General features: G+C 46.3%; 12 protein-coding genes. All 12 read right to left on the reverse strand.

What is annotated here, in order from left to right:
* Position 1 precedes the first annotated feature (1 nt).
* Positions 2 to 1,387: an FAD-binding oxidoreductase gene (locus T525_RS0101205; RefSeq protein ID WP_027405668.1), complete on the reverse strand. Its 1,386-nt coding sequence runs from the start codon at positions 1,385 to 1,387 to the stop codon at positions 2 to 4.
* A gap of 212 nt (positions 1,388 to 1,599) precedes the next feature.
* Positions 1,600 to 2,937, reverse strand: coding sequence for a thymidine phosphorylase (locus T525_RS0101210; protein ID WP_027405669.1), 1,338 nt, complete (start codon positions 2,935 to 2,937; stop codon positions 1,600 to 1,602).
* 29 nt (positions 2,938 to 2,966) lie between these two features.
* Entirely contained in the window at positions 2,967 to 3,869 is a 903-nt protein-coding gene (locus T525_RS15800) for a DapH/DapD/GlmU-related protein (protein WP_072031604.1), read from the reverse strand.
* Between the two features lie 158 nt (positions 3,870 to 4,027).
* Positions 4,028 to 7,174 carry an isoleucine--tRNA ligase gene (ileS, locus tag T525_RS0101220; RefSeq protein WP_027405670.1) on the reverse strand — a complete coding sequence of 1,049 codons (3,147 nt, stop codon included), beginning with the start codon at positions 7,172 to 7,174 and terminating at the stop codon, positions 4,028 to 4,030.
* A 400-nt stretch (positions 7,175 to 7,574) separates the two neighbouring features.
* A complete protein-coding gene (locus tag T525_RS16155) occupies positions 7,575 to 7,718 on the reverse strand; it encodes a hypothetical protein (RefSeq protein WP_156945486.1) in 144 nt (47 codons plus the stop codon).
* 189 nt (positions 7,719 to 7,907) lie between these two features.
* Positions 7,908 to 8,399 carry a hypothetical protein gene (locus tag T525_RS0101230; protein ID WP_027405671.1) on the reverse strand — a complete coding sequence of 164 codons (492 nt, stop codon included), beginning with the start codon at positions 8,397 to 8,399 and terminating at the stop codon, positions 7,908 to 7,910.
* A 54-nt stretch (positions 8,400 to 8,453) separates the two neighbouring features.
* Positions 8,454 to 9,206 carry an exodeoxyribonuclease III gene (locus T525_RS0101235; protein ID WP_027405672.1) on the reverse strand — a complete coding sequence of 251 codons (753 nt, stop codon included), beginning with the start codon at positions 9,204 to 9,206 and terminating at the stop codon, positions 8,454 to 8,456.
* Positions 9,207 to 9,220: 14 nt separating this feature from the next.
* Positions 9,221 to 10,051: an undecaprenyl-diphosphate phosphatase gene (locus tag T525_RS0101240; RefSeq protein WP_037324829.1), complete on the reverse strand. Its 831-nt coding sequence runs from the start codon at positions 10,049 to 10,051 to the stop codon at positions 9,221 to 9,223.
* Between the two features lie 214 nt (positions 10,052 to 10,265).
* Positions 10,266 to 11,144 carry a YgcG family protein gene (locus T525_RS0101245; RefSeq protein ID WP_027405674.1) on the reverse strand — a complete coding sequence of 293 codons (879 nt, stop codon included), beginning with the start codon at positions 11,142 to 11,144 and terminating at the stop codon, positions 10,266 to 10,268.
* A 16-nt stretch (positions 11,145 to 11,160) separates the two neighbouring features.
* Positions 11,161 to 12,306 carry a hypothetical protein gene (locus tag T525_RS0101250; RefSeq protein WP_027405675.1) on the reverse strand — a complete coding sequence of 382 codons (1,146 nt, stop codon included), beginning with the start codon at positions 12,304 to 12,306 and terminating at the stop codon, positions 11,161 to 11,163.
* A gap of 112 nt (positions 12,307 to 12,418) precedes the next feature.
* Entirely contained in the window at positions 12,419 to 13,789 is a 1,371-nt protein-coding gene (locus T525_RS0101255; RefSeq protein WP_027405676.1) for an SPFH domain-containing protein, read from the reverse strand.
* Positions 13,790 to 13,991: 202 nt separating this feature from the next.
* On the reverse strand, positions 13,992 to 14,546 hold the full coding sequence (locus T525_RS0101260; protein ID WP_027405677.1) for a GerMN domain-containing protein: 555 nt from the start codon (positions 14,544 to 14,546) through the stop codon (positions 13,992 to 13,994).

Below are 14,546 nucleotides of genomic sequence, written 5' to 3' on the forward strand. Positions count from 1 at the left end.
ATTAACACTCTCCTATCAGCTTGCCAGGGTTCAAAATCAGATTAGGATCAAGAGCCCGCTTGATAGCCTTCATGGCGTTCATACCTTCCTTGCCGTGCTGGAGTTCCATCCAAGGCAGCTTGCCAAGACCAATGCCATGCTCTCCGGAGAGGGTACCGCCCAATTCAACAGCACCACGGAAAATATCATCCATGGCCTTATGAACCCGCTCCATTTCCTCCTCATCACGAAGATCACACACAATAGTTGGGTGCATATTGCCATCCCCAGCATGGCCGAAGGTACCGATGGTTACATTGTAATCCTTGGCAGCCTTTGTAACAATCCGCAGGAACTGGGTCAGCTTGCTTCTTGGAACTGTGGCATCCTCGACGAAGGTGGTTGGACGGAGTTTTGCCAGACATGGCAGTGCCATACGGCGGGCAGTCCAAAGCTGCTCCTTGTGTTCAGGAGATTTGGCCAGAGTAACCTCAGCAGCATTATTTTTCTTCAGTACCTCAAGAACCTTTTCCTTTTCATCAGCCACAATAACAGGATGACCGTCAACCTCCAGCAGAAGAATAGCAGCTGCATCCGTTGGCAGACCCACGTGCATAAAGTCCTCAACTGTACGGATGGAAGCATTGTCAAGGATCTCCATGGTGGCTGGGATAATTTTGGCAGCAATAATATCAGATACTGCATTGCCCGCATCCTCAAGTGTATTAAATACAGCAATCATGCTGGCCTGGGCCTCTGGCTTTGGCACCAGCTTCAAATATGCCTTTGTCACAACTCCCAGAGTTCCCTCGGAGCCGGTAAAGAGCTTTGTCATATCATATCCAGAGACATCCTTTACATTCTTGCCGCCAGTATGAATAATATCACCATTTGCCAGAACCACTTCAAGGCCCTGAACATAATTCTTGGTGATACCATACTTCAAACCACGAAGGCCACCGGAATTTTCATTAATGGTGCCCCCCAGACTGGCTGTCTTGACAGTACCAGGATCAGGAGGATAAATGAGGCCATGTGGTGCAACATAATCATTGATATCCTGAACCACAACGCCAACCTCAACCTCAGCAATAAGATTTTCCAAATCCAGATCCAGAATCTTGTTGAACCGCAGCATCAGCAGTACAATACCGCCCTTTAAAGGCGCAGTACCAGCAGACAGATTCGTGCCGGACCCCCTTGGATAAACCGGAATCTTATGCTCATTGGCAAATTTCAATATAGCGGATACCTCCTGTACATTCCCAGGGGATACCACCACATCAGGCATATAAACATGTCCCGGAGTTGCATCATAGGAATATGAGTACAGGGCCTCTTTGGAATGAAGAACATTTTCTTCCCCGACAATCTTCTTCATCTCGGCAATCAATTGATCTTTTTCCATACTTACTCTCCTTTATAATAAATCCAAAAACACCGATAACATCCTATTATAAATTTGTTCGACAAATCTGAATTTAATCCTTCTTTTGAAGATAAAAAAATAAAATATATTCTGGTGACAAAATATTAATATTTATAAAACAAAAAGGATTCCTGCCATAAAGTCATTTATGACGGGAATCCAAATATTTTAGTTTTATGTCTGACAACTGTTTAAAGTTTTTTTACGCCATCCTTGTCAACCACTGCATATACCAGCTTAATGGCAGGTGGCTGGTCCTGGCTGAAGGTCAATGCCTCCAAATATCTTTCTGCTGCCGGCTCCACCAGCTCTGGCTTCGAGGCATACAAATTAGCCAGCACATCCCCTTTTTTCACCTTATCACCGGTTTTTCGGAAAAGAACAATCCCCGCCGTTGGGTCTATGGCACTTTCCTTAGTCTCTCTGCCTGCCCCCAGCATGGTAGAAGCATTTCCTATAGCCTCAGCGTCCATGGCGAAAATATAGCCATCAGTTGGAGATTTTAATTCATAGCAAATTGGTGCCACAGGGAACTTGCTGTTGTCTTCCAGTACAGGGGTATAGGCCCCCTGGGCCCTGGCCATTTCTATAAGCTTTTTCAGGGCACTGCCATCAGCGATATGCTGCTTAACCATGGCAATACATTCATCCATTGTTCCCTTGCCGGCCATGGTCAAAAGTGCTGCCGACAATTCCACAACTCCCATGGTCAGCCCCTTCGGGCCACGATCATTCAAAACATCAACAATCTCCTTTACCTCCAGAGCATTGCCGATATTATTACCTATTGGCACATCCATATTGGTTACAAAGGCCATAGTGCGTCGACCGTTGTGTTCGCCAATTGCCACCATTTTCTCAGCCAGGGTAATGGCATCAGCCTCGTTTTTCATAAAGGCACCGCTGCCACATTTTACATCAAGCAATATACAATCAGCCCCAGCCGCCAGCTTCTTGCTCATTATGGAGGAAGCAATCAGGGGGATACTTGGCACACTTCCCGTTACATCACGAAGGGCGTAGAGAATCTTATCAGCAGGGGCAAGATTTCCGCTCTGGCCTATGACGCTTACCCCGATATCATTCACCTGTTTTAAAAAAGCTTCACGGTCCAGAGAAGTACGATAGCCCGGAATTGATTCCAGCTTATCCACCGTCCCCCCTGTATGGCCCAGCCCACGGCCACTCATCTTGGCCATTTTTACTCCGCAGGCCGCCACAATAGGGGCGATAGCCATGGTAAACTTATCCCCCACGCCGCCGGTGGAGTGCTTATCCACCTTTATGCCTTCAATAGATGAGAGATCCACCATATCCCCGGAATGGGCCATGGCCAAAGTAAACTCAGCCAGCTCCGGATCCGTCATGCCCCGAAAATATATGGCCATCAGCAATGCCGATATTTGATAGTCGGGAATGGTTTTAGCCACACAGCCATCGATAAAGTATTTTATTTCCTCATTGGACAAAGCACCGCCATCACGCTTTTTGGCGATTATGTCCACCATACGAAAATGTTTTTTACCCATTAAATAAGTACCCCCACCTAATATTTATATCAGCAGAAGTCATCCAAAAATGACCATTCTTCCTCCAAAGACATATCCCCATCGGTGACTTCATAGGCTATGGCAATCATTTCACCTGGTTTATTTGGATTCTTGATAACCGGTTCTATCACATCCCCAAGGCGGCGGGTGAAAAGTCCCCTGGTCAGGTTTAAAACCGTACCATCAGCCAGCTTCCAGCCTACCTCACCATTATCAAAGGCAATCTTTTCTGCCCCCTGTGGTGCCAAAAATCTGATTTCAGCCAAACTATCCTTTTCCCCGTAAGGAATCATGCTGAAATATCCAGTTTCGCCCCCCTGGAAGTTGTAGCTGCCCATATAGCTGTTGATTACAGCAGGGTCAACCTTCTCCACGAACTTATCCGCATCCAGGGTCTTAACCACCTTGGCAGGATTGCCCACCACTACGCTGTAGTCAGGCACATCCTTTGTAACAACGGAGCCAGCCCCCACTATGGAGTGTTTTCCCACAGTAACTCCCGGCAAGATCGTTGCCCCGGCGCCAATCCATGCAGCCTCTTTTATAACCACCGGCTTACATGTCAAAATCTGACGCTCATAAGGATCATGGTTATTGGAAAGAACAGAAACATTTCCCGCAATCTGTACATGGTCCTCAATGGTAATGCCCCCACGGGCCATGGCAAGAAAATTGCTGTTAATATAGACGTTCTTTCCTATGGAAATATTCTCAGCACAAACCGCCGATAAAGGTGCAACTATATAGCTTCCCTCACCAAAGCGGTCACCAAATATATCCTTAATTGCCGCCATATATTCATCCGTACGCGGCATGGTGTGATTCAGGGTAAAGAGCTTCTGCTCCAGGCGGACTGCCCTCTCTTTATCTGTTTCCTTAAGCTTTCTTAAATCCACTGTAAATTCTTCCATACTGATATCCCCAAACTCTCTTTTAATTTTAAACACTATGTAAATTTTACACCAAGATACAAAAAATTGTAAACTGCAAAGACAAACAAAGCCCCCGCCAGCAGAGTATACACTCCGACAGCAGGGGCATCATATTAAGCTTTTGGCTTAACTATATATTATTTTACACCCAGGGTAATATTCTCACCGTTAATGTTCCACTCCTTGGTGAAACCATCAGTGGAACCATAAGTAATGCCATCGCAGAGGACAATGCTCTTTACCATATCCTCATTGCGGGACAGAATGTCGGTAAGCTTGTCATTGCCGGCCGCAAATACAGTAATGCGGTCAGTAACCTCGAAGCCATTCTCCTTGCGCATGGTCTGGAGCTTGGAGATAATCTCGCGAACAAAGCCCTCCTCAACGAGCTCAGGAGTCAAGGTTGTTTCAAGGGCAATAGTAACCTTGCCATAGCGCTGGGTTGCAAAGCCTTCAGTCTGGGACATGGTAATATCAATATCCTCAGGAATCAGCTCTACCTCGCCGCTCTTTAAGGACAGCTTCAGTTTGCCGGTCTTATCCAGCTCTTCCTTGGCAGCAGCACCATCCAGAGTTGCCAGAGCAGCCTTAACCTCGCCAATCTGCTTGCCTACCTTAGGACCAAGCACCTTGAACTGTGGCTTCAGGGTATAGGAGAGGTATTCCTCCATATCATCCTTGAACTCAACATGCTTCACATTCAGCTCACCAGCCACGATTTCCTTGAAGAAATCATCCAGCTGGCTGTCAGCCTTAACAAAGATATTACCGATAGGCTGACGATTCTTGATATTAGAAGCATTACGGGCAGCACGGCCAAGAACTACAACCTCCAGTACCAGCTCCATGTTCTTCTCCAGCTCAGCATCAATAAATGCCTCATTTGCCACTGGGAAGTCGGTAAGATGTACTGAAATAGGAGCTTTGTCATCAACACTGCAAACCAAATTGCGGTAAATGCTCTCAGTGATAAATGGAACCATTGGAGCAGACAGCTTAATAACAGTAACCAATGCAGTGTACAGAGTCATATAAGCGTTAATCTTATCCTGGTTCATTTCCTTGCCCCAGAAACGCTCACGGCTGCGACGTACATACCAGTTGGACAGCTCATCCACAAATTCCTGCAATGCCTTGGCAGTCTCAGTAACCTTGTAGTTGGCCAGATTGTTGTCAACGGTCTTGATAAGGGTATTGAGACGGGACAGAACCCACTTGTCCATTACGGAAAGCTTGTCATAATCCAGCTCATGCTTGGTAGCATCAAAGTTATCGATATTTGCGTACAGTACATAGAAGGCGTATGTATTCCACAGAGTACCCATGAACTTGCGCTGGCCCTCCTGAACCGCATCATCATGGAAGCGGTTTGGCAGCCAAGGGGCACTGTTTTCGTAGAAGTACCAGCGAATAGCATCTGCGCCATGCTTGTTAAGGGCATCCATTGGGTCAACGGCGTTGCCCTTGGACTTACTCATCTTCTTGCCGTCCTTGTCCTGAACATGGCCCAGAACGATTACGTTCTTAAATGAGGAATTATCAAAGAGCAAGGTGGAAATTGCCAGCAGTGAGTAGAACCAGCCACGGGTCTGGTCAACAGCCTCGGAAATGAAGTCTGCAGGATAACGCTCCTCAAAAATCTCCTTGTTTTCAAACGGATAGTGCCACTGGGCAAATGGCATGGAACCGGAATCGAACCAGCAGTCAATAACCTCTGGTACGCGCTTCATTTCCTTGCCGCAATCCGGACACTTAATGGTTACATCGTCAATATATGGACGGTGCAGCTCAATATCATCAGGGCAATTGTCGGACATGGACTTCAGCTCTTCAATGGAGCCAATGGAATGCTGACAGCCACAGGAGCACTCCCAGATATTCAGTGGGGTACCCCAATAACGGTTACGGCTGATACCCCAATCCTGAAGGTGCTCCAGCCACTCCCCAAAACGGCCGGTGCCAATGGAATCAGGCAACCAGTTAATGGTCTTGTTATTGGCAATAAGCTTTTCCTTAACGTCGGTCATCTTGATGAACCAGGACTCACGGGCGTAGTAAATCAGTGGAGTATCGCAGCGCCAGCAGTGTGGATAGCTATGCTCGAACTTAGGAGCCTTAAACAGGGCACCGGAAGCCTTCAAATCATCAAGAATCAACGGATCTGCGTCCTTAACAAATACCCCAGGCCACTTGGTCTCCTCAGTCATGCTGCCCTTGGCATCAACGAACTGAACAAAGTCCATATCATACTTGCGGCATACACGGGCATCGTCCTCACCAAAGGCAGGGGCAGTATGAACGATACCTGTACCATCAGAGGTGGTTACATAATCGTCACACATTACATAGAAGCACTGCTTCTTGATCTTGCCCTCAGCAAAATTATATAGAGGCTCGTATTCCCTGCGCTCCAAAGCCTTACCCTTGAAACGCTCCACGATTTCAACCTTGACAGCCTCCTCAGGGTTTTCCTTGGACTTCACCCCGGCAAATACGCTTTCCACCAGTGCCTCAGCCAAAATCAGATACTCACCGTTGCATTTCACCTTTACGTAATCCACATCGGCATTTACTACCAGACCCAGATTTGAAGGCAGTGTCCAAGGGGTGGTGGTCCATGCCAGGAAGGAGGTATTCTCCTCGCCCTTCACCTTGAAGCGTACAATAGCGGAACGCTCCTTAATATCCTTGTAGCCCTGGGCAACCTCGTGGGAGGAAAGAGGGGTACCACAGCGAGGGCAGTAAGGAACTACCTTATGGCCCTTGTAGAGAAGGCCCTTCTTCCAGATTTCATTAAGAGCCCACCAAACGGACTCAATATAATCGTTTTCGTAGGTAATATATGGATTGTCCATATCTGCCCAGAAGCCAACCACGTCGGAGAATTCCTCCCACATGCTCTTGTACTTCCACACAGACTCACGGCACTCCTTGATGAATGGCTCAATGCCGTACTTTTCGATCTGCTCCTTGCCATCAAGGCCCAGCTTCTTCTCCACCTCCAGCTCAACAGGGAGACCATGGGTATCCCAGCCGGCCTTACGGAGAATCTTCTTGCCCTTCATGGACTGATAGCGTGGCAGCATATCCTTGATAACACGGGTCAGAACATGGCCAATGTGTGGCTTGCCGTTGGCTGTCGGCGGACCGTCATAGAAAGTAAAGGTATCGCAGCCCTCGCGGATATCAATACATTTCTTGGCAATGTCGTTTTCCTTCCAGAATTTCAGGATTTCTCTTTCGCGCTGAACGAAATTCAGGTTTGTGTCAACCTTGTTGTACAAATTGATTACCTCCTGTTTGGTTTGAAATAGGACATGGCTATCACGCAAAATAAAAAGACTCCACCCCAAAACAGGATGAAGTCCAACTTCACTATACCACCTATTTCGTATACCATCATATACTATCTCTGTAACGGGAGATCCCGGCTCAGCCTACTCTGTATATATATTAAGAAATTTACATATATATACATTTTGACCTGCTACTCCGAAGTGATTTTCATCAGCTGATACTCCCGCATGGCTTCCACCATCCCATGCTCGCTAGGGGTTTCACATACAGATTACTTTCTTCTTCATTGTCTTTATATTCTTAAACTGCTTGAAATTGTACCACAAATGGCACTTTTCTGCAATAAGAAATGTACGACTATCTGTCCTTAGATGTCAAACTTCTTTATTACAGCAGGCTCCTCGTGAAGGGAGAAAAGCTCGGAAGACGGGCCAGCATATTTCTTACGTTGGTAATGTTCTTCTTAGGATTAATTCCCTCCAAATAATCCTTGATGGAAAAAGTAATAGCTACGTCACTGTTGTGTTTCATTTTTTATCAACCTTTCTTTTGAATAAAATATACTATTTTAAAAAACATGAAAACAATTTGTCTTGCCAAAACATTATAGTTTCATATCACAACTATTTTTATTTGTAAACATGCTGAATGGAATAAAAAATGGAGCGTCGCACCTTCTGGTTGCAACGCCCCATAATAATACTCACAGCACTATTTATTTCAGTTCCAGACCTCGGATATATTTTCCTGGGCCTGAACAATGCCCCGTCTGTCGCAATAAACTTTTATTGCGCTGCGATATTTTTCCTCACCAATAGATTCCGGAAATACCACTGTAAAATCCGTTTCAGCAGGATTATCAGTAATGGTCTCACTCATTTCGATATCCCCCACAGGGTTATATTTTACTATAGCCAGCATACAGCCCTTGGCCTTGCCGCGTGCCAGATTACCCTTATAAGCCCATTTTTCAATGGAATAAGTGCCATCCTGCTTTTCTACCCGCCACCAGGAAACCAGTGCCTTGCCGGAAGCATTAAAATCCACTACGCTGGTGCGAAAGCTGTCAATGCTGTACACCTCGCCCCTATAGGTAAACTCCTTGCCCCAGATGGCAGCTTCACCGCTGTTGGAGCCGATATTTTGTGCCAAAAACAATATCATAACTGCCACAAAGATTCTGCAAATTATTGATAGCTGTTGTCTTAACATATACAATCCCTCCAGCTCAAATATTTTCACTTGAGTAGATTATAACATAATACTTTATTTCAGTTCCAGACCTACTGGGCAGTGGTCACTGCCGAAGATTTCATTATAAATGGTGGCGGACTCGATTTTATCATCGAGGCGGTTGGATATAAGGAAATAGTCTATGCGCCATCCGGCGTTGTTGGCCCTGGCCTTTCTGAGGTAGGACCACCACGTATAAGCTCCCGTTACATCGGGATATACTTTTCTGAAGGTATCCGTAAATCCGGCCTGAAGAAGCTCCGTAAATTTCTGGCGTTCATCGTCGGTAAAGCCGGCGTTTTTATGATTGGTCTTTGGATTCTTCAGGTCGATTTCCTTGTGGGCCACATTTAAATCGCCGCAGATAATCACCGGCTTCTTCTTGTCCAGGCCACACACATAGCCCTTGAAGGCCTCCTCCCAGGTCATGCGATAATCCAAGCGGGCCAGTTCCTTCTGGGAATTAGGAGTGTAAACAGTTACCAGATAGTAATCCTCAAACTCCATGGTGATAACCCGTCCCTCATGGTCATGCTCCTCCATACCAATTCCATAGGTTACATCTATTGGCTCCACCCTGGTAAATATAGCTGTGCCGGAATATCCCTTCTTTTCCGCGCTGTTCCAGAACTGCTTGTATCCTGGCAAATCAAGGATAGCCTGCCCTTCCTGCATCTTGGTTTCCTGAAGGCAGAACACATCAGCATCCATATCCCTGAAGGACTCCATAAATCCCTTCGTCAGACAGGCCCGAAGGCCATTAACATTCCATGATACAAAACGCATACACTATCCCCCCATTACCCCTGAGTTGGGTCACCCACCATCAGGAGATACGCAATTACAATAATACCCAGAACTATACGGTAGTAGCCAAATGGCTTAAAGTCGTTGTTCTTAATATATCTCAGCAGGAACTTAATGGAAATAACAGATACCACAAAGGCAGTGGCCATACCGATGACCAAAATCAGCATTTCCGCCCCGGTGAAATGAATACCAAACTTAACAATTTTCAAAAGGCTGGCGCCAAACATAACCGGTATTGCCAAAAAGAAGGTAAACTCAGCTGCCACATATCGGGAAGCACCAAAGAGAATACCGCCTAAAATGGTGGAACCGGAACGGGAAGTTCCCGGCACCAGGGAAAGTACCTGGAACAGGCCAATAATGAACGCTGTCTTATAGCTCAGCTTATTCAAATCCGTCACTGCTGGAGTGCGGTTCTTGTTATAGTTTTCCACCACTATAAACATAATACCATAGAAAATCAAGGTAAAGGCCACCACGGGAGCCGTCATGAAATGCTCCTCCATGTACTTATTGAACATAAGTCCAATGACAGCCGCCGGCAGGCAGGCGAAAATTACCTTGAACCACAGCTGATAGGTTTCCCTTTTTTCGCTTCTGGTTTTGTTGGCAGAAAAGGGATTCAGCCTGTCAAAGTTGAGTACAACTACAGCCAATATTGCCCCCAGCTGTATTACCACCAGGAACATATCCATAAAGGACTTGGAAACGTCCAGCTTAATAAACTCGTCCACCAAAATCATATGACCGGTGCTGCTGATAGGAAGCCATTCCGTCAGTCCCTCAACAATACCCAATATGACAGTCTTAATCAGTTCCATAAAACTCAAATCCACTTTTATCTCTCCCTATATTTAATTCAAACAGAAGAATTATACCACAAAGAAAGTAAAAAGTGGAAAAAAATAAAAGAAAAACCTCATCCACCGTCTACGACGGTCCCCCTTCCCCAAAGGGGAAGGCTTATGGTAGAGCCTTCTCCTATGGAGAAGGTGTCAGCCGCAGGCTGACGGATGAGGTCTACTATTTATTCACTTAATAGCTGCCGCTGCCGCCACCATTACTGCTGCTGCCTCCCGAGCTGCTGGAGCTCCTGCTTTCGCTCCTTTCCCGTTTGGTCCTGCTTACTGTAGTGTGCAGGAATGTATCAGACTGATGGGTAATGTTCACTGAGTTGCGGTCCAGATAATCATCTGCCTGGCTCACATGCTGCACGTTGCTCATCTTGCCCCGCAAGTAGCTGACGAACAGATACCCCAATCCAAAGGAGCACAGTGCGCCAAGGATTAATCCCATAATACTGAACTCATTGGCTGGGTCCCATGGCTCTCCCTCCTCCTCGTAATAATTCAACAATTCATCTACCTTATCGGCATAATTGTTAAAGGCCCCATTATAATCGTCCTTATGGTCCTTTATCTCCGACAAAAATACTTCCTTTATGGCCGGAAAACCATTTTCATCGGTGATGCGCTGGCGCATATTATTGTCAGTGGTAACAGACCATTTTCTTGCACTTGGACAAATCACCAGCATAATGCTGCCGTTGTTATGTGCCTCATCACGATAATACTTGTTGAGAACATCATCAGCAAATGCCTTGATTCCCTTCTCAGTTCCCGTGCGTGAATCCTTTGGTATGGTCATTACAACCGCCCGGACATTGTGCTTCTGCTCAATCCCATTAAGTTTTTTCTCCAAAGCCGCCGCCTGTTCAGGGGTTATTAACCCTTCCATATCATGGACGCTGGCGGCTGCAAGATTATCAGGCAACTCCGTATTTACATCGGCCTGTTTTTCCGTTTGGGTTACAGTATTCGTTACCTTTTTTACTTTGGTAGTCTCTGCCATGACGGGCATGGAAAATGCAAGTAAAAGCAACAGGGACATAAAAATCGTAAATATCTTTTTCATTTCTCTGCCCCCTGTCCTAATCCGCCATAGCTTCCATGATAATCAACACTATCCACTTGCAGATGAAATAGGTTATAGGCAATGTAATGAGGCTTGCAAGCCCCCAATACATCTTGGCCTTGTTTTCATCCACCGGCAGCTCACCTACCAGCTTGCCTGTCTGACCGTTCATAACGAAGGTATAGGGTTTGTCCTCATACTTGGTGGTCAAAATCCATACAGGGGCCATGGCATATTGTTCCTTGCCATCGGTTCTGATGACACTCAAATGCTCGGTACTGCAGGAGTCATAGCCATCCACTGTATACCGCAGCACTCCATCTGCCGATTCTTTAATTCTCACCTCAGCATTTGGCAGGGCCTCCTTGGCATCAACATCGTATTTATCTGCCAAAAAGCCTGCCATATAGGAGGTATTAAATGGAACCAGCTGGCTATAATCAAATGGCTCAATACTTTCCATCCAAGTATCGTCCATTTTCACACTGCCATCCACCGGTACATTGTAAAAATTCATAGTACCGGCGCGGTGAACCTTGTAGTGATCAGTTTCCGTAACGTCATAGTCCCCTTCAGTATAGCAGCGGGTTTTGGTGGCACTGTACTCAGCCTCAGCCTCCACGGATTCATTAAAGAGCCAATATGGTACATACATACCCTGAATGGCCTCTACTCTGGCTTTGGAAGCAAAATTGCTTGGTAGGAGCCATTTACCCCTGTGGTATGCCGCAAAAGCAAGCTTGGCATCCTGCTTGTTCCTTTGGAAAGGAATAACCATATCAGGGCGAAGCTGTTGTTCATAACGGCCCGGCACCATGGTAGGGTTGCCACAATAGACACATTCAGTGGCCATTGTATTGTTATCGCAAACTATTTCTGCACCACAGGAGGAACAGGTCATGGCCTTCAGGATGGCAATTTCTTCTGCATCCCAGGCTCCCCCTGCCGCTTCCATCTCAAACTGCTTTTTCTCTATTTTTGCATCCTTGGCCTTATTGGCCTCAGCTGCCGCAGCTTCCTGTTCTGCGTAAAGCTTTTCCAGTTCCTCTACTGTAAATTCCGCCTCGCAGTATTCACATTTTATCCTGCTGCCACTACCAGGAGTATAGGCAAGAGGTGCACTACAGCTTGGACACTTATAGTTTACCGAGGTATCTGCCATATTCATCCCCCTATCATGTATTATTTCAACTACACCTCATCCGGTATTATCAGGGCACCGACGGGCTTTGCCCTAGTACCATTGGGTGCTTCCCCAAAGGGGAAGGCTATATTCACTGAATGTCATTTTCGTCAAATACGTCACCGCATTCAGGACAGAATTTAGGCGGATGATGAGGATCCTCTGGCTGCCAGCCGCACTTGTCACACTTATAAAGAGGTGCATCAGCCGGCTTCTTGGCACCACAATTAGGACAGAATTTCCCCTGATTTACACTGCCACAGCTGCAGGTCCAGCCCTGTGGTTCTGGCTTTTTGGCACCGCACTGGGTACAGAACTTGCCGGTATTTTCATGTCCGCAGGAGCATTTCCAGGTATCCCCAGTTGGAGCTGCTGCCGCAGGCGGTGGAGTCTGAGGTGCCTGCTGTTGTGGTTGCTGAGCCTGCTGAGCTTGCTGTTGCTGCATTGCTCCCATCTGCATCATATTAGCTGCAGCATTGCCCCCCATATTGTTGGCCATGCCCATGCCCATAAAGGCACCCATGGCACCAGTACCAGACTCATTGGAAGCTGCCATTTTCATGCTGTCAGCAGTGGAGCCTGCCATCTGGAGTCCTGCCATGTGCATATTTCCCATGCTGGCATAACGCTGGTAGTCCTTAATCTTTTCTTCATCTTCGTCGCTGGCCTTTACGCTGCTGACACCGAAGGAAACGATCTCAATACCTCTGAGGTCACGCCATTTCTGGCTGAGGAGATCGTTTAAGGTATCTGCCAACTCATCCACATGACCCGGAATACTGGTGTATTTAATTTCCTTTTCGGACAGCTTGGCTAAAGCAGTCTGGAGCTTGGTCATCAGCTCAGACTTAAGCTGGCTGTCAATTTCCTCTCTGGAATAGGAATCACTTATATTGCCGCTGAGATTTGTATAGAACAAAATTGGATTGGTAATACGATAACTGTATTCACCAAAGCACCGCAGGGAAACCGTCATGCTGAGGCCACTGCGGGGATCAAAGGTTTCAAATGGCACAGGACTTGGAGTGCCGTATTTATTGCCGATGATTTCCTTGGTATTAACAAAATATACCCGCTGATCCTTCCCCGGATCTCCGCCAAAGGTAAAACGCTTGCCAATTTCACCAAAGATAGCTTTTACATTGTCTGCCAAGCCCCCGGTAAATACTGATGGCTGCAATGAGGTATCATATCTGTACTCACCTGGCTCGGAGCAAATATCCACCACCTTGCCCTGTTCCACGATTATCATGCACTGGCCGGTATTTACTGCCACCACAGAGCCATTGGAAATTACATTGTCCTCGGCGCTGGTATTGGAGCTGCGCCCCTGACTGCTGGTTCTCTTTTGCCCTTTCACAATGAGCAAATCAGCCGGTATGCTGTCACAATAAATAAATTCTTTCCACTGGTCAGCCAAAGTACCGCCAACGGCTCCCATAGCTGCTTTAATAAGGCCCATAGATATACCTCCCATAAAATAAATTAACCTTTAACATTCGTTACTCAAATCAACAATACTACAATTATGTATTCTATATTTATTACTAAAAACCTTTTATTATCCAAAGAAATGTGACTTTTGCTCCATAAAACAAAAAAAGAGACACCTTTTAGGAATTGCCCAAGCAATCATGAAAAGTGTCTCCCCATGTTTTAACAATTTATTTAAGTACTTCCGTCATACGCCCCAAAGGCTTGCTGATGTCCATGTGCCCCTTTAGGGTATACACATTGCGTCCCTCAATGGTAATCTGAACCTTCTTTATTTCAGGGAACTCAGTAAGGGTATTTACAATGGATCCCACTAAAAATTCCTCACCGGTGGAGCCCCCATTGAAATGCTTTACAAGGCCCTTGTCGAAATCCACCCTGGCGGTGTCACCATTGACTGTGACCCCCAGCAGCTTGGCCTGCTTTGGTATCACCGTGGCTAGCTTGCTGTCGTCAGTACCCTCCATCAGAGCATCCACGGCCGCTTTGTACTTGGTGGTGCCCGCCAGCTTAACTGTCTTGTCTACTGCCACCAGCTTTGTGGCATCACTGTTAGGGAAATAAATCTTCACAGTGATTTTTTCCTCTGTCGGTTTTTCAGTATTGTTTTCTACCACAGTTTTTTTACCATTGTCAGTCGGCTGTTTATTCTCCTGATCGCAGCCGGCTACAGCAAATGCCATAACCATTATCATTATAACTGCGATAATTTTCCTTATCTTCAT

Origin of the sequence: Anaerovibrio sp. RM50 (assembly GCF_000622005.1) — a bacterium.
Classification (GTDB): domain Bacteria; phylum Bacillota; class Negativicutes; order Selenomonadales; family Selenomonadaceae; genus Anaerovibrio.

Coding starts and splice junctions, on each gene's coding strand:
- T525_RS0101230 (WP_027405671.1), bottom strand. CDS start 8,399: ATGTTAAGACAACAGCTATCAATAATTTGCAGAATCTTTGTGGCAGTT.
- T525_RS0101240 (WP_037324829.1), bottom strand. CDS start 10,051: ATGGAACTGATTAAGACTGTCATATTGGGTATTGTTGAGGGACTGACG.
- T525_RS0101245 (WP_027405674.1), bottom strand. CDS start 11,144: ATGAAAAAGATATTTACGATTTTTATGTCCCTGTTGCTTTTACTTGCA.
- T525_RS0101205 (WP_027405668.1), bottom strand. CDS start 1,387: ATGGAAAAAGATCAATTGATTGCCGAGATGAAGAAGATTGTCGGGGAA.
- T525_RS15800 (WP_072031604.1), bottom strand. CDS start 3,869: ATGGAAGAATTTACAGTGGATTTAAGAAAGCTTAAGGAAACAGATAAA.
- T525_RS0101260 (WP_027405677.1), bottom strand. CDS start 14,546: ATGAAGATAAGGAAAATTATCGCAGTTATAATGATAATGGTTATGGCA.
- T525_RS0101210 (WP_027405669.1), bottom strand. CDS start 2,937: ATGGGTAAAAAACATTTTCGTATGGTGGACATAATCGCCAAAAAGCGT.
- T525_RS0101255 (WP_027405676.1), bottom strand. CDS start 13,789: ATGGGCCTTATTAAAGCAGCTATGGGAGCCGTTGGCGGTACTTTGGCT.
- T525_RS0101235 (WP_027405672.1), bottom strand. CDS start 9,206: ATGCGTTTTGTATCATGGAATGTTAATGGCCTTCGGGCCTGTCTGACG.
- T525_RS16155 (WP_156945486.1), bottom strand. CDS start 7,718: ATGAAACACAACAGTGACGTAGCTATTACTTTTTCCATCAAGGATTAT.
- T525_RS0101250 (WP_027405675.1), bottom strand. CDS start 12,306: ATGGCAGATACCTCGGTAAACTATAAGTGTCCAAGCTGTAGTGCACCT.